General features: G+C 68.8%; 21 protein-coding genes and 2 tRNA genes. 14 read left to right on the plus strand and 9 right to left on the minus strand.

Annotated features, from left to right (window positions below; translation table 11 throughout):
- Window positions 1-13: 13 nt before the first annotated feature.
- A complete protein-coding gene (locus BLQ61_RS10120; RefSeq protein WP_091569511.1) occupies window positions 14-2,629 on the plus strand; it encodes a [protein-PII] uridylyltransferase in 2,616 nt (871 codons plus the stop codon).
- Window positions 2,630-2,695: 66 nt separating this feature from the next.
- On the opposite strand, the gene BLQ61_RS10125 is transcribed toward BLQ61_RS10120, so the two are convergent.
- Window positions 2,696-4,180 (minus strand): nucleobase:cation symporter-2 family protein, encoded by a 1,485-nt coding sequence (locus tag BLQ61_RS10125; RefSeq protein WP_091569514.1) that lies wholly within the window; start codon window positions 4,178-4,180, stop codon window positions 2,696-2,698.
- A gap of 391 nt (window positions 4,181-4,571) precedes the next feature.
- Between BLQ61_RS10125 and BLQ61_RS10130 the strand changes: the two genes are divergently transcribed.
- The 3 genes from BLQ61_RS10130 to BLQ61_RS10140 all read left to right on the plus strand — a co-directional run bounded on the left by BLQ61_RS10130 (window position 4,572) and on the right by BLQ61_RS10140 (window position 5,234).
- Entirely contained in the window at window positions 4,572-4,988 is a 417-nt protein-coding gene (locus tag BLQ61_RS10130) for a YbaN family protein (protein ID WP_091569516.1), read from the plus strand.
- A gap of 40 nt (window positions 4,989-5,028) precedes the next feature.
- A tRNA-Asn gene (locus BLQ61_RS10135) sits at window positions 5,029-5,104 on the plus strand.
- Window positions 5,105-5,158: 54 nt separating this feature from the next.
- Window positions 5,159-5,234, plus strand: a tRNA-Asn gene (locus tag BLQ61_RS10140).
- A 124-nt stretch (window positions 5,235-5,358) separates the two neighbouring features.
- On the opposite strand, the gene icd is transcribed toward BLQ61_RS10140, so the two are convergent.
- Entirely contained in the window at window positions 5,359-6,618 is a 1,260-nt protein-coding gene (icd, locus tag BLQ61_RS10145; RefSeq protein WP_091569519.1) for an NADP-dependent isocitrate dehydrogenase, read from the minus strand.
- Between the two features lie 209 nt (window positions 6,619-6,827).
- On the opposite strand from icd, the gene BLQ61_RS10150 reads away from it, so the two are divergent.
- Entirely contained in the window at window positions 6,828-7,043 is a 216-nt protein-coding gene (locus BLQ61_RS10150) for a hypothetical protein (RefSeq protein ID WP_091569871.1), read from the plus strand.
- A gap of 113 nt (window positions 7,044-7,156) precedes the next feature.
- Window positions 7,157-7,648 carry a DUF192 domain-containing protein gene (locus BLQ61_RS10155; protein ID WP_091569522.1) on the plus strand — a complete coding sequence of 164 codons (492 nt, stop codon included), beginning with the start codon at window positions 7,157-7,159 and terminating at the stop codon, window positions 7,646-7,648.
- 94 nt (window positions 7,649-7,742) lie between these two features.
- Here the strand turns inward: BLQ61_RS10155 and BLQ61_RS10160 are convergent, their stop codons facing one another.
- The 3 genes from BLQ61_RS10160 to xseA form a co-directional block, all read right to left on the minus strand.
- Window positions 7,743-9,980 carry an NADP-dependent isocitrate dehydrogenase gene (locus BLQ61_RS10160; protein WP_091569524.1) on the minus strand — a complete coding sequence of 746 codons (2,238 nt, stop codon included), beginning with the start codon at window positions 9,978-9,980 and terminating at the stop codon, window positions 7,743-7,745.
- Between the two features lie 269 nt (window positions 9,981-10,249).
- The gene (locus BLQ61_RS10165) at window positions 10,250-10,831 is read right to left on the minus strand and encodes a superoxide dismutase (protein ID WP_091569873.1); all 582 of its coding nucleotides are present in this window, start codon (window positions 10,829-10,831) and stop codon (window positions 10,250-10,252) included.
- Window positions 10,832-10,961: 130 nt separating this feature from the next.
- Complete coding sequence (xseA, locus tag BLQ61_RS10170; protein WP_091569527.1) at window positions 10,962-12,296, minus strand: exodeoxyribonuclease VII large subunit; 1,335 nt, start codon at window positions 12,294-12,296, stop codon at window positions 10,962-10,964.
- Between the two features lie 326 nt (window positions 12,297-12,622).
- On the opposite strand from xseA, the gene BLQ61_RS10175 reads away from it, so the two are divergent.
- From BLQ61_RS10175 to adk, 6 genes are all read left to right on the plus strand, one after another.
- Window positions 12,623-13,246, plus strand: a complete 624-nt coding sequence (locus tag BLQ61_RS10175) for a MotA/TolQ/ExbB proton channel family protein (protein ID WP_091569529.1) — start codon at window positions 12,623-12,625, stop codon at window positions 13,244-13,246.
- 16 nt (window positions 13,247-13,262) lie between these two features.
- Entirely contained in the window at window positions 13,263-13,694 is a 432-nt protein-coding gene (locus BLQ61_RS10180) for an ExbD/TolR family protein (RefSeq protein WP_091569876.1), read from the plus strand.
- Between the two features lie 7 nt (window positions 13,695-13,701).
- Window positions 13,702-14,706 (plus strand): tetraacyldisaccharide 4'-kinase, encoded by a 1,005-nt coding sequence (lpxK, locus tag BLQ61_RS10185; RefSeq protein WP_091569532.1) that lies wholly within the window; start codon window positions 13,702-13,704, stop codon window positions 14,704-14,706.
- A gap of 13 nt (window positions 14,707-14,719) precedes the next feature.
- Window positions 14,720-14,905 (plus strand): Trm112 family protein, encoded by a 186-nt coding sequence (locus BLQ61_RS10190; protein ID WP_091569533.1) that lies wholly within the window; start codon window positions 14,720-14,722, stop codon window positions 14,903-14,905.
- Window positions 14,902-15,681 (plus strand): 3-deoxy-manno-octulosonate cytidylyltransferase, encoded by a 780-nt coding sequence (kdsB, locus tag BLQ61_RS10195; protein ID WP_091569536.1) that lies wholly within the window; start codon window positions 14,902-14,904, stop codon window positions 15,679-15,681. Before BLQ61_RS10190 ends, kdsB begins: the two co-directional genes overlap by 4 nt.
- Window positions 15,682-15,835: 154 nt before the next feature.
- The gene (adk, locus tag BLQ61_RS10200) at window positions 15,836-16,492 is read left to right on the plus strand and encodes an adenylate kinase (RefSeq protein ID WP_091569539.1); all 657 of its coding nucleotides are present in this window, start codon (window positions 15,836-15,838) and stop codon (window positions 16,490-16,492) included.
- Window positions 16,493-16,549: 57 nt separating this feature from the next.
- Here the strand turns inward: adk and BLQ61_RS10205 are convergent, their stop codons facing one another.
- Window positions 16,550-17,566 (minus strand): asparaginase, encoded by a 1,017-nt coding sequence (locus BLQ61_RS10205; RefSeq protein WP_091569541.1) that lies wholly within the window; start codon window positions 17,564-17,566, stop codon window positions 16,550-16,552.
- Window positions 17,567-17,655: 89 nt separating this feature from the next.
- Between BLQ61_RS10205 and lexA the strand changes: the two genes are divergently transcribed.
- Together lexA and BLQ61_RS10215 are read left to right on the plus strand one after the other, a co-directional pair.
- The gene (lexA, locus tag BLQ61_RS10210; RefSeq protein ID WP_091569544.1) at window positions 17,656-18,330 is read left to right on the plus strand and encodes a transcriptional repressor LexA; all 675 of its coding nucleotides are present in this window, start codon (window positions 17,656-17,658) and stop codon (window positions 18,328-18,330) included.
- A gap of 165 nt (window positions 18,331-18,495) precedes the next feature.
- Window positions 18,496-18,861, plus strand: a complete 366-nt coding sequence (locus BLQ61_RS10215) for a hypothetical protein (protein WP_091569546.1) — start codon at window positions 18,496-18,498, stop codon at window positions 18,859-18,861.
- A gap of 6 nt (window positions 18,862-18,867) precedes the next feature.
- Here the strand turns inward: BLQ61_RS10215 and BLQ61_RS10220 are convergent, their stop codons facing one another.
- The 3 genes from BLQ61_RS10220 to hrpA all read right to left on the minus strand — a co-directional run bounded on the left by BLQ61_RS10220 (window position 18,868) and on the right by hrpA (window position 24,685).
- Window positions 18,868-19,305 carry a hypothetical protein gene (locus BLQ61_RS10220; protein ID WP_139182741.1) on the minus strand — a complete coding sequence of 146 codons (438 nt, stop codon included), beginning with the start codon at window positions 19,303-19,305 and terminating at the stop codon, window positions 18,868-18,870.
- 33 nt (window positions 19,306-19,338) lie between these two features.
- A complete protein-coding gene (locus BLQ61_RS10225) occupies window positions 19,339-20,400 on the minus strand; it encodes a DNA translocase FtsK (protein ID WP_091569551.1) in 1,062 nt (353 codons plus the stop codon).
- Window positions 20,401-20,509: 109 nt separating this feature from the next.
- A complete protein-coding gene (gene hrpA / locus BLQ61_RS10230) occupies window positions 20,510-24,685 on the minus strand; it encodes an ATP-dependent RNA helicase HrpA (RefSeq protein ID WP_091569554.1) in 4,176 nt (1,391 codons plus the stop codon).
- Window positions 24,686-24,714: the final 29 nt, after the last annotated feature.

The raw sequence follows: 24,714 nt of genomic DNA on the forward strand, positions 1-24,714 counted from the left end.
CACCGCGCATGCCATGAACGCAGCCCCCCGCACGGCGCCCCTGGACCTGGCCGCGCTGCGCGCCGAATACGACCACAGCCGCGCCGCGCTGGTGGCCACGCTGCTGCAGCCGAGCGCCTCCACGCGCGGCATCCGCTCCCTGCTGCGCCGCTTCAGTCGCCTGGCCGACGGTGTGCTGTGCCGCCTGTGGCGGCATGCCGGCCTGCCGCGCGGCGCGGCGCTGGTGGCGGTGGGCGGCTATGGGCGCCAGCAGCTGTTCCCAGCGTCCGACATCGACGTGCTGGTGTTGCTGCCGCAGGCGCTGGACGGCGGCGCGGCGCAGCAGGCGGTGGAGGCCTTCATTGGCAGCTGCTGGGACGCGGGGCTGGAGATCGGCGCCAGCGTGCGCACCGTGGACGAGTGCCTGATCGAGGCCGACGCCGACGTCACGGTGCAGACGGCATTGCTGGAGTCGCGCCGCGTGTGCGGCAGCGCAGCGCTTTTTGCCACGCTGCGCGCGCAGCATGCGGCGCGGCTGGACGTGCCGGCGTTCCTGGTCGCCAAGACGCTGGAGATGCGCCAGCGCCACGTGCGCCATGAAGACACGCCCTATGCCCTGGAGCCGAACTGCAAGGAATCCCCTGGCGGCCTGCGCGACCTGCAGCTGATCCTGTGGCTGGCGCGCGCCGCCGGCCTGGGCAGCAGCTGGCGTGAGCTGGCGGCAAACGGCCTGGCGACGCCCTTCGAGGTGCGCCAGATCGAGCGCAACGAGGCCCTGCTGTTCCTGGTGCGTGCGCGCCTGCATGCCCTGGCCGGACGGCGCGAGGACCGGCTGGTGTTCGACCTGCAGACCGCGCTGGCCGAAACCTTCGGCTTTCGCCCGGCGCCGCAGGACGGCGTGCGTGCCGCAGCACACGCCAGCGAGGCGCTGATGCGCCGCTACTACTGGGCCGCCAAGGCGGTGACGCAGCTGACGCAGATCCTGCTGCTGGACATCGAGGAGCGCCTGCGCCCGCCGCAGGAGCAGCCGGTGCCGCTGAACGCGCGTTTCCTGGATCGGGGCGGCCTGCTGGAGATCGCCCACGACCAGCTGTACCAGCAGCACCCCGGCGCGATCCTGGAAACCTTTTTGCTGTACGAGACCACGCCGGGGCTGCAGGGCCTGTCGGCGCGCACGCTGCGGGCGCTGTACGGCGCACGCCTGGTGATGGATGCGCGCTTTCGCCGCGACCCGCAGAACCACGCGATGTTCATGCGCATCCTGCGCCAGGGCAGCGGGGTGACGCATGTGCTGCGGCTGATGAACCAGACCTCGGTGCTGGGCCGCTACCTATGGGCGTTCCGGCGCATCGTCGGGCAAATGCAGCACGACCTGTTCCACGTCTATACCGTGGACCAGCACACGCTGATGGTGCTGCGCAACGTGCGCCGCTTCTTCCTGGCCGAACATGCGCACGAGTACCCGGTGTGCTCGCAGTTGGCGGGCGGCTGGGACAAGCCGTGGATCCTGTACGTGGCGGCGCTGTTCCACGACATCGGCAAGGGCCGCGGCGGCGACCATTCGCAGATCGGTGCGCTGGAGGCGCGGCGCTTTTGCCGCCTGCATGGCGTGGGGCCCGAGGACGCGCGGCTGATCGAGTTCCTGGTGGCCGAGCACCTGGCGATGAGCCAGGTGGCGCAGAAGCAGGACCTCTCCGACCCCGAGGTCATCGCCGCCTTCGCCCGCCGGGTGGGCAGCGAGCGCGCGCTCACCGGCCTGTACCTGCTGACGGTGGCCGACATCCGCGGCACCAGCCCCAAGGTCTGGACGGCATGGAAGGGCCGGCTGCTGGAAGACCTGTACCGCGCCACGCTGCGCGTGCTGGGCGGGCGCGCACCCGACCCGGCCGCCGAGGTCGAGGCGCGCAAGCGCGAGGCGCTGATCCTGCTGGCGCTGCATTCCATGCCGCACGAGGCGCACCGGCGCCTGTGGGAGACGCTGGACATCAGCTACTTCATGCGCCACCCGGCACCGGACATCGCTTGGCACGCGCGCCATCTGTCGCGCCACGTCGGCAGCGGCGCGCGCGTGGTGCGCGCACGCCGGTCGCTGGCCGGCGAGGGCCTGGAAGTGCTGGTGTACGCACCCGACCAGCCCGAGCTGTTCCTGCGCATCTGCGGCTACTTCGACCGCGTGGGCTTTTCCATCCTGGATGCGCGCCTGCACACCACCAGCGACGCGCAGGCGCTGGACACCTTCCAGGTGGTGGCGCCGCACCTGGCGGTGGCCCAGCGCGAGCTGATCCACCTGGTGGAAAGCGACCTGCCGCGCGCCCTGGCCAGCGGCACGCCGCTGCCCGCGCCGCGCCGCCAGCGCGTGTCGCGCCGGGTGCGCAGCTTCCCGATCGTGCCGCGCGTGGCGCTGCGCCCGGACGAGCGCGGCCAGCGCTGGCTGCTGTCGATCTCGGCGGCCGACCGCGCCGGCCTGCTGTACGTGGTGGCGCGGGTGCTGGCGCGCCATGGCCTGGAGATCCAGCTGGCCAAGGTCAGCACCCTGGGCGAGCGCGTCGAGGACACCTTCCTGCTGCAAGGCGCGCCGCTGCAGGACGCCGCACGCCAGATCCGCATCGAGACCGAGCTGCTGCACGCGCTGGCCGATCAGGACACCTGAAACGCAAAGGGCAGGCGCCGCGCGCCTGCCCTTTTGTGCATCGGGTTGAATTCGTCGCCGCTGCGATCAGTGCGCGTGCGACGTGCCGGCTATCGGCACCAGCTTGCCGTCCTTGTCGTAGAGCTTGCCGTCGATGACCACGTCGCCGTCGTACAGGCTGGCCAGCACCTGCTCGCTCAGGACCCGCTCGGAAGCGGCGACGAATACCGACTGCTGGTCGGAGTTGCCCTGCTTGAAGTGGTTGAACAACAGGTTCAGCACCACCGCCACCAGCGCGGCGCCGCTGATGCCCGAGTGGAAGATGGTCGCGAACCAATCCGGGAAGTGGGCATAGAACTTGGGCGCCACCACCGGCAGCAGGCCGGCGCCGATCGACGCGGCAACGATGATCAGGTTCATGTTGTTGTGGTACTCGACCTTGGACAGCGTGCGGATGCCGCTGGCCGCCACGGTGCCGAACAGCACCAGGCCGGCGCCGCCCAGCACCGACGGCGGCACGCAGGCCACCACCCGGCCCATGACGGGCAGCACCCCCAGGGTGATCAGGATCAGGCCGCTGTAGGCCACGACGAAGCGGCTCTTCACGCCGGTGACCGCCACCAGGCCGACGTTCTGCGCGAAGGCGCTCTGCGTGAAGGCGCCGAACACCGGCGCGACGATGCTCGACAGCATGTCGGCGCGCAGGCCGTTGCCCAGGCGGTGCGAATCCACCGGCGTGCCGACGATGTCGCCCACGGCCAGCACGTCGGCCGACGTTTCCACCAGGATCACCAGGATGACGATGAACATCGACAGGATGGCCGCCACGTCGAACACCGGCCAGCCGAAGTACAGCGGCTGGGGAATGGCGAACCACGGCCCCTGGCCGACCTGAGAGAAGTCGGCCTTGCCCATCAGCACCGCCGCCACCGTGCCGATGACGATGGCCAGCAGGATGGACAGGCGCGAGATGGCGGCGTTGCCGATCTTGGACAGCAGCAGGACGCTGGCCAGGGCGATGCCGGCCAGACCGATGTTGCTCATGCTGCCGTAGTCAGCCGCGCGCGCATTGCCGCCCATGGCCCAGTGCGCCGCCACCGGAATCAGCGACATGCCGATCACCGTGATCACGCAGCCGTTGACCAGCGGCGGGAAGAAGCGCGTCACCTTGGAGAAGATCGGCGCGATGATCAGGCCCAGCACCGCCGAGGCCATCACCGCGCCCAGGATGCCCTGGATGCCGCCGCCGGTCTGCAGGATGCTGACCATGGTCGCCACGCCGGCAAAAGACACACCCTGCACCAGCGGCAGGCGGCTGCCGAAGAACGGGATGCCCAGCGTCTGCAGCAGGGTGGCGACGCCGCCCATGAACAGGCAGGCGGTGATCAGGAGGCCGGTATCGCTGGGCGCCATGCCGGCGGCCTCGGCCACGATCAGCGGCACAGCGACGATGCCGCCATACATGGTCAGCACGTGCTGCAGGCCGTAGGCCAGATTGGCACCCAGTCCCAGGTTTTCGTCTTCCGGACGCTCTACGTCGGCAGTGGTGGGGGTGGCGCGATGCGTACTCACGTTGGTCTCCTTGGTGTTCGCAAAACCATGGGCTCTTGCCGGCCCGTCAGTTCACTGCGCCGCCCTGTGTCTGCCGGAATTGCGCACGCGAAAGGCGCACCCGGCCGCATTGCGGCTACAGGATTGCCAGCAATGTACGACTGTATGTATGCAAAATTGCATACAGATATGTATACAGTCTTTGTCTCGATCGATGTCAATTTTGGCAGTATGGAATTGTCCGCCACCGCATCGCGCCATCGTCCTGGGCGCCCGGTCGGCAAGGCAGGCTGCCAATAGCGCCAACTGCTGCCTACCCGATAGCTGCATCCCCGGACAGGACCTGAGGCGCCTCCCGCTTCCCCTTCTGAACCCGGCCGTCCAGCCAGCCCTGCGGTCACAATCACGCGTCATGCCCGACACCCGTGAGCAGCTGCCTGCACCGCCCCAACACCCGCCCCTGCCGGCGGCGCTGCGCTGGCTGCTGCTGGCGTTCGCGGTGCTGTGCCTGGTGCTGGGCGTCATCGGCATCGTCGTGCCGGGCCTGCCGACCACGGTCTTCGTCCTGATGGCCGGCTGGGCGGCGGCGCGCAGTTCGCCGCGCCTGCACGCCTGGCTGTGGCGCCATCCGCTGTTCGGCTCGATGCTGCGCAACTGGGCCGACGGCGGCAGGGTCAGCCGGCGCGCCAAATGGAGTGCCACGTTCGTGATGGGGCTGTGTGCCGTGATCGTCCTGTGTGCCGCGCCGCGCTGGGCTGCCTGGGTGGCCTGCACCAGCATGGCCTGCGTGCTGACCTGGCTGTGGCTGCGCCCTGAGCCTGAAGCTTGATTCGGCGGGCCGTTTTTTCTGTATATAATCGCGGTCTTGTTCCTCGATAGCTCAGTCGGTAGAGCGCCGGACTGTTAATCCGTAGGTCCCTGGTTCGAGCCCAGGTCGAGGAGCCAGCCTTTCAATGCCATCCGCCATCGCACGGGTGGCAGCACATCAAGAACCGACATTCCTCAATAGCTCAGTCGGTAGAGCGCCGGACTGTTAATCCGTAGGTCCCTGGTTCGAGCCCAGGTTGAGGAGCCACAATATTTAAAGGCCATCGTTGCACGCAGCGATGGCCTTTTTGTTTGCTGGCTGGAGCAGCAGCACTGCCCCACCAACAAAAAAGCCCGCCACCGGGGCGGGCCTGGCCGCAGGCTCGCGCGGCCTACATCTGGTCGATCATGACCTGGCCGAAGCCCGAGCAGCTGACCTGCGTCGCGCCTTCCATCAGGCGCGCGAAGTCGTACGTCACCTTCTTGCTCAGGATGGCTTTCTGCATCGCCGAAATGATCAGGTCGGCCGCCTCGTTCCAGCCCATGTGGCGCAGCATCATCTCGGCCGACAGGATTTCCGAGCCCGGGTTGACGTAGTCCTTGCCGGCGTACTTGGGTGCCGTGCCGTGCGTGGCCTCGAACATGGCGACGGTGTCGGACATGTTGGCGCCCGGCGCGATGCCGATGCCGCCGACCTGCGCGGCCAGCGCATCGGAGACGTAGTCGCCGTTCAGGTTCAGCGTGGCGATCACGCTGTACTCGGCCGGGCGCAGCAGGATCTGCTGCAGGAAGGCGTCGGCGATGCTGTCCTTGATGGTGATCTCGCGCCCGGTGCGCGGGTTCTTCAGACGCATCCAGGGTCCGCCGTCGATCAGCTCGGCGCCGAACTCGCGCGCCGCCAGGCCGTAACCCCAGTCGCGGAAGGCGCCTTCCGTGAACTTCATGATGTTGCCCTTGTGCACCAGGGTCACGCTGGGCTTGTCCTGGTCGATGGCGTACTGGATCGCTTTGCGCACCAGCCGCTCGGTGCCCTCGCGCGAAACCGGCTTGATGCCGATGCCCGAGGTCTCGGGAAAGCGGATCTTGTTGACGCCAAATTCGTCCTGCAGGAACTGGATGAGCTTTTCCGCCTTGTCCGAGCCCGCCTCGAATTCGATGCCGGCGTAGATGTCCTCGGAGTTCTCGCGGAAGATCACCATATGGGTCTTCTCGGGCTCCTTGACCGGCGAGGGCACGCCCTTGAAATACTGGATCGGCCGCAGGCACACATACAGGTCCAGTTGCTGGCGCAGCGCCACGTTCAGTGAGCGAATGCCGCCGCCCACAGGCGTGGTCAGCGGACCCTTGATCGACACCACGTAGTCGCGCACCGCCTCCAGGGTCTCGTCGGGCAGCCACACGTCGGGGCCATAGACGCGCGTCGCCTTCTCGCCGGCATACACCTCCATCCAGTGGATGCGGCGCTTCCCGCCATAGGCCTTGGCCACCGCGGCGTCCACCACCTTCAGCATAACCGGCGTGATGTCCACGCCTGTGCCGTCACCCTCGATGAACGGAATGATGGGTTGGTCGGGCACCCGCAGGGTCAGGTCCGCGTTGACGGTGATCTTCTGGCCGTCGGCGGGGATGTGGATGTGCTGAAAGCTGCTCATGCGCAAGAGTCTCCGGGTGAACGCAACAGGCGAAAAAACCGAACTGGAACCGCGCGGCGCGCCAGGACTGCCGCACGGCCCGGGAAATTCTAGCCACCTGACCCTGCGTGTCCCGCGAATGCGTCAACGTGCGTCGCAGGCCTGGCGTTATGCACGAGCGCCGCGCCGCGGCGCATCTTCCACATGCCTTCATCCAGGAATTGGCAACCATGAAAAAACTTCTTGCCGCACTCGCCGCCACTTTCATGCTGGCCGCCGGCGCCCATGCCCAGGCCCCCGCCGCAGGCGCCGCGGACACTCCCGCTGCCGCCCCCATGGCCCAGCCCGCCCCGGCGCACCGCGCCAAGATGGCCAAGGCGCACAAGGCTGGCCACAAGAAGGTCGCCAAGAAACATTCGCGCAAGGCAGCGCACCGCGCCGCCTGACAAACGGCGCGTTGCCCCCGCGGCACGTGCTCGCCACAGCCCGCACAATGGCGCCTTCCTGCTGCCACTCTGCGGGCTTTTTGCTGCCCGCTTATTTTGCGAGTCCGAACCCGATGCGCCGATCTCCCCTCTTCTTCCCGTCCCGCGCCTTGGCCATGACCGCGCTCGGCCTGGCCTGCAGCCTGGCCAGTGCGCAGGAGGCGCCGCAACTGGGCCTGCCGCGGGTGGAACTGACGGCAGGCATGCACCGCATCGAGGCGCAGGTGGCGCGCAGCCCGTCCGAACGCCAGGTTGGCCTGATGCTGCGCCGCGACATGCCGGCACACGAGGGCATGCTGTTCGTCTTCGAGCAGCCGGGCGTGCAGTGCTTCTGGATGAAGAACACCTTGCTGCCCCTCACCGCCGCCTTCGTCGCCGACGACGGCACCATCGTCAATTTGGCTGACATGCAGCCGCAGACCGAGGATTCGCACTGCTCGGCCAAGCCGGTGCGCTATGTACTGGAAATGAACCGTGGCTGGTTCCAGCAGCGCGGCCTGAAGGCCGGGGCGCGGCTGGCCGGCGTGCCGTTCAGCGGCAGCCCGCAGCGCGCTGCGCGGCCATAAAAAAACCGGCTGCCGTCACCAGCACCCGGTTCTCTATTTTCATAGCGCCTGGCCCTTGTATATCAAGGGCTCAGGCACGTTTTGACCTGTATTTTCAGCCTGCGACCCCCTGCAACGCCTGGTTCAGCGTGGCGCTGGGGCGCATCACGGCGTCCAGCTTGTCGGCCTGGGGCAGGTAGTAACCGCCGATGTCCGCCGGCTGGCCCTGTACGGCGTTCAGCTCCTCGACGATCTTCTGCTCGTTGTCGGCCAGCACCTGGGCCAGCGGCGCGAAGTGCGCGGCCAGTTCCTTGTCCTCGGTCTGCGCCGCCAGCTCCTGCGCCCAGTACAGCGCCAGATAGAAGTGGCTGCCGCGGTTGTCCAGCTGGCCGGTCTTCGGGCTCGGGCCCTTGTTGTTGTCCAGCAGCTTGCCGGTGGCGGCGTCCAGCGTGCGGGCCAGCAGCTTGGCGCGCGGGTTGTTGTTCTTGATGCCGAGATCTTCCAGTGACACCGCCAGCGCCAGGAACTCGCCCAGCGAATCCCAGCGCAGGTGGTTTTCCTCGGTCAGCTGCTGCACGTGCTTCGGCGCCGAGCCGCCCGCGCCGGTCTCGTACATGCCGCCGCCGGCCATCAGCGGCACGATGGACAGCATCTTGGCGCTGGTGCCCAGCTCCATGATCGGGAACAGGTCGGTCAGGTAGTCGCGCAGGATGTTGCCGGTGGCGCTGATGGTGTCCAGGCCGCGGATCACGCGCTCCAGGGTGTAGCGCATGGCGCGCACCTGGCTCATGATCTGGATATCCAGGCCCGTGGTGTCGTGCTCGTGCAGGTACATCTTGACCTTGGTGATCAGCTCGCGCTCATGCGGGCGGTACTGGTCGAGCCAGAATACCACCGGCATGCCCGAGTTGCGCGCGCGCGTCACGGCCAGCTTGACCCAGTCGCGGATGGCGGCGTCCTTGGTCTGGCACATGCGCCAGATGTCGCCGGCCTCGACGTTCTGGCTCATCAAGACCTCGCCGGTGGCCAGGTCGGTGATGTTGGCCACGCCGTCCTCCGGGATCTCGAAGGTCTTGTCGTGGCTGCCGTATTCCTCGGCCTGCTGGGCCATCAGGCCGACGTTGGGCACAGTGCCCATGGTCTTGGGGTCGAACGCGCCGTGCCACTTGCAGAAGTTGATCATCTCCTGGTAGATGCGGGCGAAGGTCGACTCGGGCATCACGGCCTTCACGTCCTTCAGGCGCCCGTCCGGGCCCCACATCTTGCCGCCGTTGCGGATCATCGCCGGCATCGAGGCGTCCACGATCACGTCGTTGGGCGAATGGAAGTTGGTGATGCCCTTGGCCGAGTCCACCATCGCCAGTTCGGGACGGTTCTCGTGGCAGGCGTGCAGGTCGCGCAGCACTTCCTCGCGCTGGGCGGAAGGCAGCGTCTCCAGCTTGTCGTAGAGGTTGACCATGCCGTTGTTCACGTTCACGCCCAGTTCCTCAAACAGCTTGGCGTGCTTCTCGAACGCATCCTTGTAGAAGATGCGCACGCAATGGCCGAAGACGATGGGGTGCGAGACCTTCATCATCGTCGCCTTGACGTGCAGCGAGAACATGACGCCGGTCTTGCGCGCGTCCTCGATCTGCCGTTCATAGAACTCGAGCAGGGCCTTCTTGCTCATGAACATCGAATCGATGACCTCGCGGTCCTTCAGGCTGACTTTCGGTTTCAGCACGATGGTCTTGCCGCTGTTGGTGAGCAGTTCCATCTTCACGTCGCGCGCGCGGTCCAGCGTCATCGACTTCTCGCCATGGTAGAAGTCGCCATGGTGCATGTGCGAGACGTGGCTGCGCGAGGCCGGGCTCCACTCGGCCATGTGGTGCGGGTTCTTGCGGGCGTATTCCTTCACGGCCTTGGGCGCGCGGCGGTCGGAGTTGCCCTCGCGCAGCACCGGGTTCACGGCCGAGCCGATGCACTTGTTGTAGCGCGCGCGGATGGCCTTTTCCTCGTCGGTCTTGGGGTCCTCGGGAAAGTCGGGCAGCGCATAGCCCTTGTCCTGCAGCTCCTTGATGGCGGCCATCAGCTGTGCCACCGAGGCGCTGATGTTGGGCAGCTTGATGATGTTGGCGTCCGGCTGCAGCGTCTTCTTGCCCAGCTCGGCCAGATTGTTTGGCACCCGCTGGTCCTCGCTCAGCGCTTCGGGGAACTCGCCCAGGATGCGGGCCGCGACCGAGATGTCGCTCTCGGCCACGTTGATGCCGGCCGGCGCCGTGAAGGCGCGCACGATGGGCAGCAGCGAGGCGGTCGCCAGGCGCGGCGCCTCGTCGGTCAGGGTGTAGATGATGGTGGGTTGCTGGGTGCTCATCCGAATCTCTCAGGTCAGGGAAGTCGTTTTCACAAAGCTGTCGGCCCGTCGGCGCACGCCACGGACGACGACTGGCAATTGTGCGCGAGCGCGCCGGCCGACTGTCCGGTTTTCGCAATCGAATGTTGCCATGCAAAATTCATCAGGGTTTACCCGGAGTTTTTCGCAGCATCCGCCCAGCAAAAAGCCCCGGCCTTGCGGACGGGGCTTGGCAGGGGCGGTGCGGCTGGCGCTCGAGGCGCCGGCGGCCTGCCGCCCGAAGGGCGCGATCAGGCGAAGTTGGCTTCGGCAAACTTCCAGTTGGCCAGCTTGTCCAGGAAGGTCTCGACGAAGCGCGGACGCTCGTTGCGGTAGTCGATGTAATAGGCGTGCTCCCACACATCCACCGTCAGCAGCGCCTTGTCCTCGGTCGTCAGCGGGGTGCCGGCGGCGCCCATGTTGACGATGTCCACGCTGCCATCCTGCTTCTTGACCAGCCAGGTCCAGCCCGAGCCGAAGTTGCCGGCCGCGCTCTTGACGAAGGCTTCCTTGAAGGCGCCGTAGCTGCCCCACTTGGCGCGGATGGCGTCGGCCAGGGCGCCCGAGGGCTCGCCGCCGCCGTTGGGGGCCATGCAGTTCCAGAAGAAGGTGTGGTTCCAGATCTGCGCGGAGTTGTTGTAGATGCCACCGCTGGAGGTCTTGACGATCTCCTCCAGGGGCATGTTCTCGAACTCGGTGCCCTTTTGCAGGTTGTTCAGGTTGGTGACGTAAGCCTTGTGGTGCTTGCCATGGTGGTATTCCAGGGTCTCGCGGCTGTAGTTCGGCTCCAGCGCGTCGATCGGATAGGGCAGCGGCGGCAGCGTGTGTTCCATGGTGGTTTCCTTCTTGGTTGGGATGGGGATCGTCCGCGACGCCTGGCGGGCCAGGCAAGGGTCGAACGGGCCATTGTAGGAAAGGATGGCCGGATGTGTCGCCATGGGCACAGCCGGACCGGGGGTTGGCCTACAGCAGGCGGCGCTGATCCACCGTCAGGTCCAGCCGGCCCTGCGCCAGCGTGGCCTGCAGCGCCTCGCCCGGGCGCACCTGCGCGGGGTCGGTCACGGCGCGGCCGTCCACATCGGTCAGCATGGCATAGCCGCGCTCGAGCACGCGCTGCGGACTGAGCAGCTCCAGGCGCAGCTGCAGGCGTTCCAGGTGTTGATCACGGCGCTCCAGCGCACGCTGCCATTTTTGGGGCAAATCGGCCTGTAGCCCTTGTTGCGTCTGGGCTTCGCGCTGCAGTTTCAATAGCACACCGTGGCGCATGCGCTGCGCCAGGCGCGACAGCTGCAGCTGCTGGCGCGCCGCCAAGGCGGACGGCCGGCCCAGGCGCTGCGCGGCCGTGTCCAGCCGCTGGTGGCGCTGGTCGAGCTGGCGCTGCACGCCGTCCGCCAGCCGCCCGGCCAGCAGCTGCAGCGCACCCAGCCACGCGTCCTGCGGTTGCGCCACCAGTTCGGCGGCGGCGGTCGGCGTGGGCGCGCGCAGGTCGGCGCAGAAGTCGGCGATGGTGAAGTCGGTCTCGTGCCCCACGCCGCTGATCAAGGGCACCGGGCTTTGCACCACCATGCGCGCCACCGCCTCGTCGTTGAAGGCCCACAGGTCCTTGATCGAGCCGCCGCCGCGCACCAACAGGATGGCGTCGATGGGCGGGGCGGCTGGATTCAAGACCGAAACGGGCTCCAGCCCTTGTCCTTGCTGGGCCAGCAGATACAGTTTCGATAGCGCCTGGCAGATCGACGCCGGCGCCTGCGCGCCCTGCACCAACGCCGGCACCAGCACCACCGGGATGTGCGGCACGCGCCGGCGCAGCGCCGTGACCACGTCATGCAGCGCTGCCGCGCCGGGCGAGGTGACGATGCCGATGGCGCGCGGCATGGCCACCAGCGGGCGCTTGCGCGCGGCGTCGAACAGGCCCTCCGCCTCCAGCCGGGCCTTCAGGCGCAGGAATTCCTCGAACAGCGCGCCCTGCCCTGCGCGGCGCATGTCCTCGACCACCAGCTGCAGGTCGCCACGCGCCTCATACACACCCAGCTTGCCGGACACCTCGACCAGCTCGCCGTCGCGCGGCGAGAACGCCAGCGCCGACGCCGAGCGGCGGAACATGGCGCAGCGGATCTGCCCGTCGCGGTCTTTCAGCGTGAAGTAGCAATGCCCGCTGGCCGCACGCGAAAAACCGGTGATCTCGCCGCGCACCTGCACCGGGTTGAAGCGGGCCTGCAGCGCATCGGCCACCGCGCGGCACAGTGCGCCCACCTGCCACACCGGGCGCGTCGCGTGCGTCACAGCAGGGTCAAACATGCTGCGTTCTCCAGTGACGTGCAGCAGTCCACAGGACGCGTCTTCCGCCAGAGCGCACCGCACCGGGCGCGCACTGCAAGCGACCTCTCCAGACCGCCATGCAAGTCGTTGATTCGTATGTCATTTTTCGGGATGCCCAAGGCCCCTGGAGAAACCGCAGGCGCTTGCCTGAAGCGCTTGGGCACAGCCTGCACCGGGGTTGCCCACAAAGTTATCCACAGTCCTTCTTGTGGGAAGGCGGCGCACCGGTGGCCACGGGCCCTGCGCCATAATCGTCCGCTGCCTTCCAACCATCACGGCTGCGCTACAGCAGCGGGAACGAAACATTGCTGTCGATCATACAAGCCGCCGGCTGGCCCATTTGGCCCCTGGTGGCCTGCTCCATCCTGGCGCTGGCGCTGATTTTCGAACGTTTCGTGTCGCTGCAGACGCGGCGCGTGGCGCCACCACGACTGCTCGACGAGGCCATCGCCGTCTCGGCGCGCGGCCTGCCCGCGCCCGGCGTCATCCAGCAACTGGCGCGCAGCTCGGCGCTGGGCGAGGTACTGGCCACAGGTATGCGAACCCTGGCCAGCCAGCCGGCCGCCAACGAGGGCGAACTGCGCGCCGCCATGGAAGGCTCGGGCCGCACCGTAGCGCTGCGCCTGGAAAAATACCTGAACGCGCTGGCCACCATCGCCTCGGCGGCGCCGCTGCTGGGGCTGTTTGGCACCGTGGTGGGGATGATCGAGATCTTCGGCTCGCAGGGCGGCGCCACCGGCGCTGGCAACCCGGCGCAGCTGGCGCACGGCATCTCGGTGGCGCTGTACAACACCGCCTTCGGCCTGATCGTCGCCATTCCGGCGCTGATCTTCTGGCGCTACTTCCGCAGCCGGGTGGACGTCTACCTGCTGACGCTGGAGCTGTCGGCCGAGACTTTTGTGCGCCACCTGGCGCGCCTGCCGCGCTGACGCGGACCATCCGACGATGAACTTTCGCCCTCGTCTCAAGGAAGAGCCGGAGATCAACCTGATCCCGTTCATCGACGTGCTGCTGGTGATCCTGATCTTCCTGATGCTGTCCACCACCTACAGCAAGTTCACCGCACTGCAGGTCACGCTGCCGCTGGCCGACGCCGAGCAGCTGCAGGAAAAGCCGCGCGAGATCGTCGTCGCCGTCTCGCCCGAAGGCCGCTACGCCGTCGGGCAGCAGACGCTGGAGGGGCGCGGCGTGGACCTGCTGGCACGCGCGCTGCAGGACGCGGCCCGCGCCGCCGGTGGCGACAGCGTGGTCATCATCAGCGCCGACGCCGCCGCGCCGCACCAGGCGGTGGTCAGCGTGATGGAGGCCGCGCGCCGCGCCGGCCTGGCGCAGATCACCTTCGCCACCCAGACCGCCGGCGGCGCGCCTGCGCACTGACCGTGGCATGAGCGCCCGACTGCGCCGTGCCTGGCAGCGCCGTGGCCCGCTGGCCTGGGCGCTGCGCCCGCTGGCGCTGCTGTACGCCGCGCTGGTGCGGCTGCGCCGCCTGCTGTATGCCCGGGGCGTGCTGCGCGCGCAGCGCCTGCCGGTGCCGGTGGTGGTGGTCGGCAACGTGACCGCGGGCGGCGCCGGCAAGACGCCGGTGGTGCTGGCGCTGGTGCAGCATCTGCGCCAGCGCGGCTGGCAGCCGGGCGTTATCTCCCGCGGCTACGGCCGCCAGATACCGGACGTGCGGCAGGACGTGCGCGAGGTGCGGGCCGGCAGCAGCGCCGCCGAGGTTGGCGACGAGCCGCTGCTGATCGCGCGCGCCAGCGGCGTGCCGGTCTTCGTGGCGCGCCAGCGCGCCGATGCCGGGCGCGCCCTGCTGGCAGCCCACCCAGGCACTGACATCCTGGTCTGCGACGACGGGCTGCAGCACCTGGCGCTGCAGCGCGACCTGGAAATCTGCGTGTTCAACGACGAGGGCGCGGGCAACGGCTGGCTGCTGCCCGCAGGTCCCTTGCGCGAACCCTGGCCGCGGCCGGTGGATCTGGTGCTGCATGCCGGCGCGGCGCCGCCGCGCACGGCGGCGCCGGCCTTCTCTCTGCGCCGCACCCTGGCGCCGTGGGCGCTGGATGCCGAAGGCCGGCGCGTGCCGCTGGCCGGGCTTGCCGGCCGTCCCCTGCGCGCCATCGCCGCCATCGCCCGCCCGGAAGACTTCTTCGCCCTACTGCGCGCCAGCGGCCTGCAACCCGCGCGCTGCGAAGCTCTGCCCGACCACTATGATTTCGATAGCTGGAAACCCATATTGAATCAGGGCGAAACGCTGATTTGCACCGAAAAGGACGCTGTCAAGCTGTGGCCGCGCCATCCACAGGCGCTGGCGGTGCCGCTGCATCTGGAGATCGCGCCGGCGTTCTTCGCTGCGCTGGACGCCCACCTCGCGTCGCTATCATCGCCGCAGCCTTGACGACAGGATTTCCATGGACCCGAAACTGCTTGAACTGCTGGTGTGCCCCGTGACCAAGGGCCCGCTGACCTACGACCGCGAACGCCAGGAGCTGGTCTCGCGCAGCGCCCGCCTGGCCTACCCGGTGCGCGACGGCATTCCGGTGCTGCTGGAAAACGAAGCCCGCACCCTGAGCGACGACGAGCTGGAGCAGGCGTGACGCCCGCGCCTGCACCGTTCACGGTGCTGATCCCGGCGCGTCTGGGCTCCAGCCGCCTGCCCGACAAGCCGCTGGCCGACATCCTCGGCTTGCCGATGGTGGTGCGCGTGGCGCGGCGCGCGCAGCAAAGCGGCGCGGCGCGCTGCCTAGTCGCGGCCGACGATGCGAGCATCGTGCAGGCCTGCGAGGCGCACGGCGTCCCCGCGCTGCTGACGCGCCGCGACCATGCCAGCGGCAGCGACCGCCTGGCCGAGGCCTGCGAACAGCTGGGCCTGGCGGACGATGCCCTGGTGGTGAACGTGCAGGGCGACGAGCCGCTGATCGAGCCGGCACTGATCGACGCCGTGGCCGCGGTGCTGCAGGCGCAGCCCCAGGCCAGCATGGGGACGGCCGCGCACGCCATCGACAGCCTGCAGGATCTGGCCAACCCGAACATCGTCAAGGTGGTGCTGGACGGCCAGGGCCTGGCGCAGTACTTCAGCCGCGCCCCGATTCCCTGCGCGCGCGACGCCACACTAGGGCAGCCTTGGTGGCCGCAGGCCGGGCTGGCGCCCTTGCGCCACATCGGGCTGTACAGCTACCGCGCGGGCTTCCTGCGTACCTTCCCGCGGCTGCCGCCGGCGCCCACCGAACAGGTCGAGCAGCTGGAGCAATTGCGGGCGCTGTGGCATGGCCACCGCATCGCCGTGCACGTCACCCGGCACACCCCTGGCGCCGGCGTGGACACCCCCGAAGACCTGCAGCGCGTGCGCGCCCTGCTCGCGCAGGCGGGCTGAAAACCGGCCCTGCGCGCTGTCAGCTGCGTGCGAGACACGCGTGTTATTCTCGCCGCCCACCAGCCGGGCCAAGGGCTTCCCACGCCCCGGGCCGGGCTGCCGGCACGCCACGCGCAGCGCCGCACGATTTCAAAAAACCGAGAGGACATCCACCATGAGACTGATCTTGCTGGGCGCGCCGGGCGCCGGGAAGGGCACGCAGGCGGCCTTCATCTGCCAGAAATTCGGCATTCCGCAGATCTCCACCGGCGACATGCTGCGCGCTGCAGTCAAGGCCGGCACGCCGCTGGGCCTGCAGGCCAAGGCGGTGATGGATGCGGGCCAGCTGGTCAGCGACGAGCTGATCATCAACCTGGTCAAGGAGCGCCTGGCCCAGCCGGACTGCGCCAAGGGCTTCCTGTTCGATGGCTTTCCGCGCACCATTCCACAGGCCGACGCCATGAAGGACGCCGGCGTGAAGCTGGACTACGTGCTGGAGATCGACGTGCCGTTCGACGCCATCATCGAGCGCATGAGCGGGCGCCGCTCGCACCCGGCCTCGGGCCGCACCTACCACGTGCGCTTCAACCCGCCCAAGGTTGACGGGGTGGATGACCTGACCGGCGAGCCGCTGGTGCAGCGCGACGACGACCACGAGGACACGGTGAAGAAGCGCCTTCAGGTCTACAGCCAGCAGACGCGTCCGCTGGTCGAGTACTACTCCAGCTGGGCCAAAGCCGATCCGGCCAATGCGCCCAAATACCGCGCCATCAGCGGCACCGGCACGGTCGAGGAAATCACCGAGCGCGCACTGGCGGCTTTGTCCAGCTGATCGGGCGCCGACCCGGATGACGACGCCCCGCCGATGCGGGGCGTTTTCATTCCAACATCACCCAGGCTGGCCTGACGGCTGCACCGCACGGGCGCGGGAGCCCCAGGCGCCGCCCGCGCGGCCACGCGCCATCAGCTCCAGCATCAGGCTGATGCGCGCCTTGACCGCCGACAGCCCCAGCGTGTCGGCCCAGCCGGCGTGATGCGCCGGGCGCATGCGCCCGTCCGTGCAGCGCGACACCAGCCGCACCGCGATGCCTTGACGGTGGGCGCGCTCCAGCGCTTCCTGCAATCGGTAGTGCAAGGTGCCGTCGCCGGTCGCGGCGACGACCAGACCCTCGACCCCAGCCGCCATCAGCGCGTCCACGGCGAAACCGTCGGCGCCCGCGTGGCTGAGCACGATGGCCACGCGCGGCCAGTCGGTCTGCGGCGTCAGCCGCGCGGCCAGGGTGCCGTGCAATGGCTGGCTGGCTTGCGGCGCGCGGTCGTGCGCCCAGCGCACTTGGCCGGCCTCTACCCAGCCCAGCGGGCCGCCGTCGCGCGAGGCAAAGGCATCCAGGCGCAGCGGATGCACCTTGGTCACCTGGCGCGCACCGTGCACCACCCCGGCGGCCACCACCAGTACGCCGCGCACCGCAGGCTCGGCCGCCAGCGCTACTGCATCCAGCAGGTTGGGCGGGCCATCCGGTGCCAGGGCGGTCGCCGGGCGCATGGCGCAGGTCAACACCACCGGCTTGGTCGCAGGCAGCACGCATTCCAGCAGCCAGGCGGTTTCCTCCAGCGTGTCGGTGCCGTGCGTGATGACGATTCCCGCCACCCCAGGGTCCTCCAGATGCGCCAGGCAGCGCTGCACCAGGGCACCCCACACGGCATGGTCCATGTCCTTGCTGTCGATCTGCGCAACCTGCTCGGCCACCAGCGCGTGGCCGGCTGCCGCATCGCTCAGGCCGGGGAGCTGCTGCAGCAACTGCTCCACGCCCAGCTGGCCGGCGGTATAGCCCACGTTGGCGCCGGCGACCGGTGACGTACCGGCGATGGTGCCGCCGGTGCCCAAGACGACGATTTTTCCTGCCATGCCTCTTGCACCCTTTGTCAAACTGTTCAAAAATACAGGTACTGGATCAAAAAACAGTAGTTTTTGAACCCACCCTATTGGAGTCTTCCATGCGCGACAGCCCCAAGCTCACCGCCCGTCAGCAACAGATCCTGGACCTGATCCAGAACGCCATCGCCCGCACCGGCGCGCCGCCGACGCGTGCCGAGATCGCCGCCGAGCTGGGTTTCCGCTCGGCCAACGCCGCCGAGGAGCACCTGCAGGCGCTGGCGCGGAAGGGCGTGATCGAGCTGGTCAGCGGCACCTCGCGCGGCATTCGACTGCGCGGCGAGACGGTGCGCCACATCAACGCCACGCGCGGCGCCCAGTTCGCCGTGCCGCTGCTGGGCCTGCAGCAGCTGACGCTGCCGCTGATCGGCCGCGTCGCGGCGGGCTCGCCGATTCTCGCGCAGGAACACGTGGACCAGAGCTACGTGGTGGAAGGCAGCCTGTTCCAGCACCGGCCGGACTACCTGCTGAAGGTGCGCGGCATGTCCATGCGCGACGCCGGCATCATGGACGGCGACTTGCTGGCGGTGCAGGCCACGCACGAGGCGCGCAGCGGCCAGATCATCGTCGCCCGCCTGGGCGACGAGGTCACCGTCAAGCGCCTGCGCCGCACCGGCAGCGCCATCGAGCTGCTGCCCGAGAACCCGGACTACCCCATCATCCGCGTCGAGCCGGGCGAGCCCTTCGAGATCGAGGGCCTGGCAGTGGGCCTGATCCGCAACACCATGCTGATGTAGTCCTTCCGGGGCGCCGCCGCAGGTGGCGGGCGTCTGGCGGGTCGGCTGGCAAACGGCTGACATGCCAACCCTACGGATACGCGCCCCGATCCCTTCATCTTCGGCAATCCTGCCTGTGTCCTTGCTTGTCTGTCCCTTTGTCAAGGGGCGTGGTGGAGTCTTCACATGGCATTTGCCCCAGTTGCCTGGTCGTCGTCCCTGAACGCGCTGTCAGGGCTCATCAAACCCTTGCGCCGTGGCGCGCTGCGCCGCTCCGGTGCGGCATTGCCCGCGCAGGCGGCCTACGCGGCAGCGCAGCTGCACGCACCCAACCTGGCGGCCATCGTCGCCAGCGTGGCGGGCGCCGTGCAGGCGGCGCAGGTGCAGCAGCCCCACGGCGTGCCCAGTGCCCGCCCGGCGACGCCGCCGCGCAGCGCCGCCCGGCCGCTGCGCGTTATTCTGCGGCAGCAGGACGACGGGGCCTGCCGGCTGGTGATCTCCGGACGCATGGCGGATGTCTGCGCCGAGCTGGACCGGCTGGCGCTGCACTGAAACATCTCAAGGCCCGGGTGGCAGGTGTTCGTCGCAGCGCACGCTGCGATAGCCCCGGATGATAAGCATCTCTCCGAACTTGCCGCAGCGCTCGCACAGGTGCGCGGACAGGGCCTCGGCGATGCGGATCATGCCGCTTTGGTAATCGGACCGAGGCCGCGCGTGAAACCGCAGCGTCCCCATTTTTTCCTTGACCTGTGTCGCCACGACCTGCGGCGCATCGTTGTGGTCGGTCTCCCACTGCAGCTGTTCGCAAAGGGTGTCGATCAACCGGAACCAGCCATCGCCGCACTCCATGCCGCGGCCCAGGGCGCTGAGCTGCGGGTCCGAATGGCGCAGCCGAAAGATGCGCGGATGGCGCTGGCACAGCAGGGTGTCGAGTTCTGGTGTCATGAGCGGCAGGAAATCGAGGATTGCGGGAGCAGCCACTGCGATGGCCGGCAAGCAGGAATGCACCCATGCTCGCCGTAAGAACGGCTATTGCGACCCGTGCAGGTGCTGCCCGATCTGCTGCAGCGCTTCTCTGATGCCCAGCGCGAACTCGATAGTGTCGGGGTTGTGGATGTCGGCGTCGTGCGGATGGATGCGGATCAGCCGGCTGCCGCGCCGGTGCAGGCGCTGGGTGAGGCGGCGCAAGGCCGTGTCGTCGCGGCCTGCGCCAACCTCCAGCACCAGCGGCTGCGGGGCGCTGTCCAGCCACACCTCTAGCAATTCATGCTGGCGCTGGCTGCGCGCCGCGTTCCAGTGCCAGTCGTCCTGCAGCCGGATGTTGGGCCGCATCAGGGCATCGCAGTGCGGGCAGCGCGGCAGGTCGCCCAGCCACTGGCCGGTGCTGGCGTCCACCTGCGGGCGCAACCAGGCCGTCGGCCACAGCCGGTCTTCGCAGTGCGCCGAGCATTGCAGCCGGTGCAGCGAGCCGTGGCACTCATACACCCGCGCTGCGGGAAAGCCGGCCTTCTGGACATGCCCGTCCACGTTGCCGGTGACGACGAAGCAGCCCTGCGGCAGGCGCCGCGCCCAGCCGAGCAGCAGTGCCAGGCCGGCGTGCGGTGGGGTGGCGCGGCATGCCTGCAGCCACTGGCCATACAGCCCCCAGGCGCTTGCGGGATGCTGCTGCAGTCCTTCGGGCGAGGCAATGCAGGCCAGGTCTGGACCATTGGCATGCCGAGCGGCGAGCGGGTGGGCGGCCTCCCCGTCACCCGTCCGCTCGGGCAAGCCGAGAACGGCTCCCATGCCGGCACCGACCGCCAGCACCATGCTCGGCGCCTCGCTCAGGCACGTGGCGGCCTGCGCCAGCTTGTGCGGCAGCAACCGGTCCGGCCCGTGCAGCGCGGCTGGCAGGATGCGCGGATTGCCGCCGTCCGCATCGCATTCGAGGATGTCGCCGCACATGGCGGCCAGCAGCGCCATGGCACGCCCGTAGCCGATGCGCAGCCGGCGCTGCAGCAGCGAAACGCTGGCCTGGTGGTGAAACAGCACGAACTGGCAGGCCTGCAGATACAGGTCGTCGGCGCGCGTGGCGCAGGGCTGGGGCAGCATTGGGTTCCTTTTCGGATCGGTGGCGGGGGCGTCGGTCACGAACGCCCGGGCACTGTAGCGACCGCCGCGACAGCTTGTGTCGCTGCGGGCCCGCAAGGCGCCTGAATCCTCACGCCACCAGCTGCGCCCAGACCTTGTCCATGCGTTTGGCACTGACCGGGTACGGCGTGCGCAGCTCCTGCGCGAACAGGCTGACGCGCAGCTCCTCCAGCATCCAGCGGTATTCCTGCAGCCGCGCGTCCTGCTGGCCGCGGCGTTCGGCCAGCAGGCGCCAGTAGCGCTGCTCCAGCGGCTGCAACTCCTTGAGCGTCGCGGCGTCGCGCGCCGGGTCGGCGCGCTGCTTGTCCAGGCGCACCGTGATGGCCTTGAGGTAGCGCGGGTAGTGCTGCAGCTGCACCCACGGCGCGGCCGCCAGGAAGTCGCGCGGCATCAGGCGCTGCAGCTGCTGGGCGGCGTCCTGCGCCGCCTCGCGCGCGTTCTTGCCGTTGTCCTTGATCTTGCGCTGGGCGGCGGCGTATTCCTGCAGGATGGCCGCGGCCAAGCGCGCCACCTCGCCGGCGATCAGCGTCAGGCGCGCGCGGCCTTCCTGCAGGCGCTGCTGGAACTGCGCGGCATCGGTGGGCAGCGGCTCGACCAGGAAGGCGCGCTCCAGCGCCACGTCGATGATCTGCGCGCGCAGCTCTTCCTGCGTGCCCAGCGGCATGTACGCCACGGCCATGGCTGTGAGGCCGGGGATGTTCTTGTCCAGGTACTTCAGCGCGTCGCGCACCTGCAGTGCGAACAACCGGCGCAGGCCGGCGCGGTGGCGGCCGGCCGCCGCTTCGGGTTCGTCGAAGACCTCGATGGTCACGGCATCGCCTTGGTCGATCAGCGCCGGAAAGCCCACCAGCGTCTGGCTGCCGCGCGCCACTTCCATCAGCTCGGGCAGCTCGCCGAAGCTCCAGTCGGTGTGGCGCGTGCTTGCTTGCTGCACCGGGGCCGCAGGCGCCTTGGCACGCTGCGCCGTCGGGGCGGCAGCTGGCCTGGATTTTGGGTCCTTTTGGCCTTCATCCCTTATTTCTTCAGGGTTATTAGCTATCTTTAACGTAGCAAGTGCCTGGAACGCCCCGCGCGCGCGCGAGCCCAGCTCGGCCTTCAACGCCGCCAGGTTGCGCCCCTGCCCCAACTGGCGGCCATGCTCGTCCGTGATGCGGAAGTTCATGAACAGGTGCGGGCTGAGCATGTCCGGCTTGAAGTCGGCGCGCTTGACGTCTAGCGAGGTCTCATCGCGCACCTGCTTGAGCAGCGCATCCAGCAGGCTGCCGCGTGCCCAACGGTCTTCTTGCGTGAACAGCTGCGCCAGCCGTGCTGCGCTCTCGGGCAGTGGCACGAAGCGGCTGCGCGGGCGCTGCGGCAGGCTTTTCAGCAGCGCCTGGAGCTTGTCCTTGAGCATGCCCGGCACCAGCCATTCGGCGCGTTCCTCGCTGACCTGGTTCAGCACGAACAGCGGTACCGTTACGGTGATGCCGTCGCGCGCGTCGCCCGGCTCGTGCAGGTAGCTGGCGCTGCAGTCCACACCACCCAGCTTGACGGTGCGCGGGAAGTTGTCGGTGGTGATGCCCGCCGCCTCGTGGCGCATCAGCTCGTCGCGCGACAGGCGCAGCAACTGCGGCTGCTCGCGGCTGGCGGCGCGGAACCACTTGTCGAAGGTGGCGCCGCTGAACACGCCTTCGGGCAGCAGCTGGTCGTAGTAGGCGTAGATCAGCTGGTCGTCCACCAGCACGTCCTGGCGCCGGCTCTTGTGCTCCAGCTCCTGCACCTTGAGCACCAGTTTCTGGTTGGCGGACAGGAACGGCCAGGGCGCGTCCCATTCGCCCTCGACCAGCGCGCGGCGGATGAAGATCTGGCGCGCCTCGTGCGGATCGATGCGGCCGTAGCTGACGCGTCGGCCGTTGTAGACCACCAAACCGTAGAGCGTGGCGCGCTCCAGCGCCACTACGTCGGCCTGTTTCTTGCTCCAGTGCGGCTCGAGCAGCTGCTTCTTGAGCAGGTGCGCGCCGACCTCCTCGAGCCACTGCGGCTCGATGGCGGCGATGCCGCGGCCGTACAGGCGCGTGGTCTCGACCTGCTCGGCGGCGACGATCCAGCGCCCGGGTTTCTTGCTCAGGTGCGCGCCGGGGTGGGCGTGGAACTTGATGCCGTGCGCGCCCAGGTAGGCGTCGGCCTCCTCGGGCTTGTAGCCGATGTTGCCCAGCAGCCCCGACAGCATCGACAAATGCAGCGCCTCATAGCCCGCCGGTTCGGGATTGAGGGGCCACTGATGCTCGCGCACCACGGTGAGCAGCTGCGAGTGGATGTCGCGCCACTCGCGCACGCGGCGGATGTTGATGAAATTGGCGCGCAGCAGCTGCTCCCATTGGCGGTTGCTCAAGCGGTGGGTGTCGGGAGCGGGAAGGCCCTCACCCCTGCCCTCTTCCGCAAGCGGGAGAGGGTGTGACGCCGCCGCGTCGCGCCCGGAGGAAGCGGCACGGGCCTGCGCGGCGCCTGCACCCGTCTGCCGGGCGGCTGCCGGGCTGTTGCGCCCTCTCCCTTTGGGAGAGGGCGGGGGTGTGGGCTGCCCGCCCTGCCCTGCCGCTGCCACCGGCTCCACGCCCATGGCCTGCGCACGCTTGGCCACCGGCAGCGCCGCCAGGTTGCGCGGCGCGGCCGGCGCGGCCGTGCGCGCCGCCATCTCGCGCCGGCTCATGGCCACGGCCTTGCCGCCGCGCGCGTCGTGCAGCCATTGCCACAGGCGCAGGTAGCCGCTGAACTCGCTTTTCTCGTCGTCGAACTTGGCATGCTGCTGGTCGGCCTGCTGCTGGGCGTCCAGCGGCCGGTCGCGCACGTCCTGCACCGACAGGGCCGAGGCCACCACTAGCACCTCGGCCAGCGCGCCGCGCGTCCGCGCCTCCAGGATCATGCGACCCACGCGCGGATCGAGCGGCAGGCGCGACAGCTCGCGCCCCATGGGCAGCAGCTGGCCGCGCTCATCCACTGCGCCCAGCTCCTGCAGCAGCTGGTAGCCGTCGGCGATCGCCCGGCCCGACGGCGCCTGCAGGAACGGGAAATTGACCACGTCGCCCAGCCCCAGCGCCTTCATGCGCAGGATCACGCCGGCCAGCGACGAGCGCAGGATCTCGGGGTCGGTGAAGCGGTCACGCTGCAGGAAATCGTCCTCGGCATACAGCCGGATGCAGATGCCGTTGGCCACGCGCCCGCAGCGCCCGGCGCGCTGGTTGGCCGCCGCCTGGCTGATCGGCTCGACCAGCAGCTGCTCGACCTTGCTGCGGAATGAATAGCGCTTGACGCGCGCCGTGCCGGTGTCGATCACGTAGCGGATTCCGGGCACGGTGAGCGAGGTCTCGGCCACGTTGGTCGACAGCACGATGCGCCGGTTGCCGTGCGGCTCGAAGATGCGCTCCTGCTCGGCCTGCGACAGGCGCGAGAACAGCGGCAGAACCTCGGCATTCCTCAGCACCGGCTGGTGCTGCAGATGCCGGCGCAGGTGGTCGGCAGCCTCGCGGATCTCGCGCTCGCCGGGCAGGAAGATCAGGATGTCGCCGCCCACGCCGCCGGTCCACAGCTCGTCCACGCCGCCCGCGATGGCATCGTTCAGGTCGAAATCGCGCTGCTCCTCGAACGGCCGCCAGCGCACCTCCACCGGGTAGGTGCGGCCCGAGACCAGGATGACCGGCGCCGGCCGGCCGTCCGGCGCGGCGAAATGTTCGGCAAAGCGCTCGGCGTCGATGGTGGCCGAGGTGACGATCACCTTCAGGTCCGGGCGCTTGGGCAGCAGCTGCTTGAGGTAGCCCAGCAGGAAGTCGATGTTCAGGCTGCGCTCGTGCGCCTCGTCGATGATCAGCGTGTCGTACTGCGAAAGCAGCGGGTCGCCCTGGGTCTCGGCCAGCAGGATGCCGTCGGTCATCAGCTTGACCGAGGCGCCTTTGTGCAGCGTGTCGGCAAAGCGCACCTTGTAGCCCACCACCTCGCCGGGCGCCGTGCCCAGCTCCTCGGCGATGCGCTTGGCGACGGAAGACGCCGCGATGCGCCGCGGCTGGGTGTGGCCGATCAGCTGGCCGCGCGTGCCCTCGGGGGCGTTGGCACGGCCACGGCCCAGCGCCAGGGCCATCTTGGGCAGCTGCGTGGTCTTGCCCGAGCCAGTTTCACCGCAGACGATGACCACTTGGTGCTCGGCGATGGCCTGCATGATCTCGTCGCGGCGCGCGGAGACGGGAAGGGACTCGGGAAAGCGGATCTGCAAGGGCATACGGGACGAAATTATCCCCGTACGGGTGC

Source organism: Oryzisolibacter propanilivorax, assembly GCF_900103645.1.
Lineage (GTDB): Bacteria > Pseudomonadota > Gammaproteobacteria > Burkholderiales > Burkholderiaceae_C > Melaminivora > Melaminivora propanilivorax.

Bases quoted from the DNA above. Each gene is read 5' to 3' on its own strand.
- xseA (WP_091569527.1), bottom strand. From the start codon at position 12,296: ATGTTTGACCCTGCTGTGACGCACGCGACGCGCCCGGTGTGGCAGGTG.
- BLQ61_RS10180 (WP_091569876.1), top strand. From the start codon at position 13,263: ATGAACTTTCGCCCTCGTCTCAAGGAAGAGCCGGAGATCAACCTGATC.
- BLQ61_RS10150 (WP_091569871.1), top strand. From the start codon at position 6,828: ATGAAAAAACTTCTTGCCGCACTCGCCGCCACTTTCATGCTGGCCGCC.
- BLQ61_RS10130 (WP_091569516.1), top strand. From the start codon at position 4,572: ATGCCCGACACCCGTGAGCAGCTGCCTGCACCGCCCCAACACCCGCCC.
- BLQ61_RS10190 (WP_091569533.1), top strand. From the start codon at position 14,720: ATGGACCCGAAACTGCTTGAACTGCTGGTGTGCCCCGTGACCAAGGGC.
- BLQ61_RS10225 (WP_091569551.1), bottom strand. From the start codon at position 20,400: ATGCTGCCCCAGCCCTGCGCCACGCGCGCCGACGACCTGTATCTGCAG.
- lexA (WP_091569544.1), top strand. From the start codon at position 17,656: ATGCGCGACAGCCCCAAGCTCACCGCCCGTCAGCAACAGATCCTGGAC.
- BLQ61_RS10205 (WP_091569541.1), bottom strand. From the start codon at position 17,566: ATGGCAGGAAAAATCGTCGTCTTGGGCACCGGCGGCACCATCGCCGGT.
- BLQ61_RS10165 (WP_091569873.1), bottom strand. From the start codon at position 10,831: ATGGAACACACGCTGCCGCCGCTGCCCTATCCGATCGACGCGCTGGAG.
- lpxK (WP_091569532.1), top strand. From the start codon at position 13,702: ATGAGCGCCCGACTGCGCCGTGCCTGGCAGCGCCGTGGCCCGCTGGCC.
- BLQ61_RS10215 (WP_091569546.1), top strand. From the start codon at position 18,496: ATGGCATTTGCCCCAGTTGCCTGGTCGTCGTCCCTGAACGCGCTGTCA.
- hrpA (WP_091569554.1), bottom strand. From the start codon at position 24,685: ATGCCCTTGCAGATCCGCTTTCCCGAGTCCCTTCCCGTCTCCGCGCGC.
- BLQ61_RS10120 (WP_091569511.1), top strand. From the start codon at position 14: ATGAACGCAGCCCCCCGCACGGCGCCCCTGGACCTGGCCGCGCTGCGC.
- adk (WP_091569539.1), top strand. From the start codon at position 15,836: ATGAGACTGATCTTGCTGGGCGCGCCGGGCGCCGGGAAGGGCACGCAG.
- BLQ61_RS10155 (WP_091569522.1), top strand. From the start codon at position 7,157: ATGCGCCGATCTCCCCTCTTCTTCCCGTCCCGCGCCTTGGCCATGACC.
- icd (WP_091569519.1), bottom strand. From the start codon at position 6,618: ATGAGCAGCTTTCAGCACATCCACATCCCCGCCGACGGCCAGAAGATC.
- BLQ61_RS10160 (WP_091569524.1), bottom strand. From the start codon at position 9,980: ATGAGCACCCAGCAACCCACCATCATCTACACCCTGACCGACGAGGCG.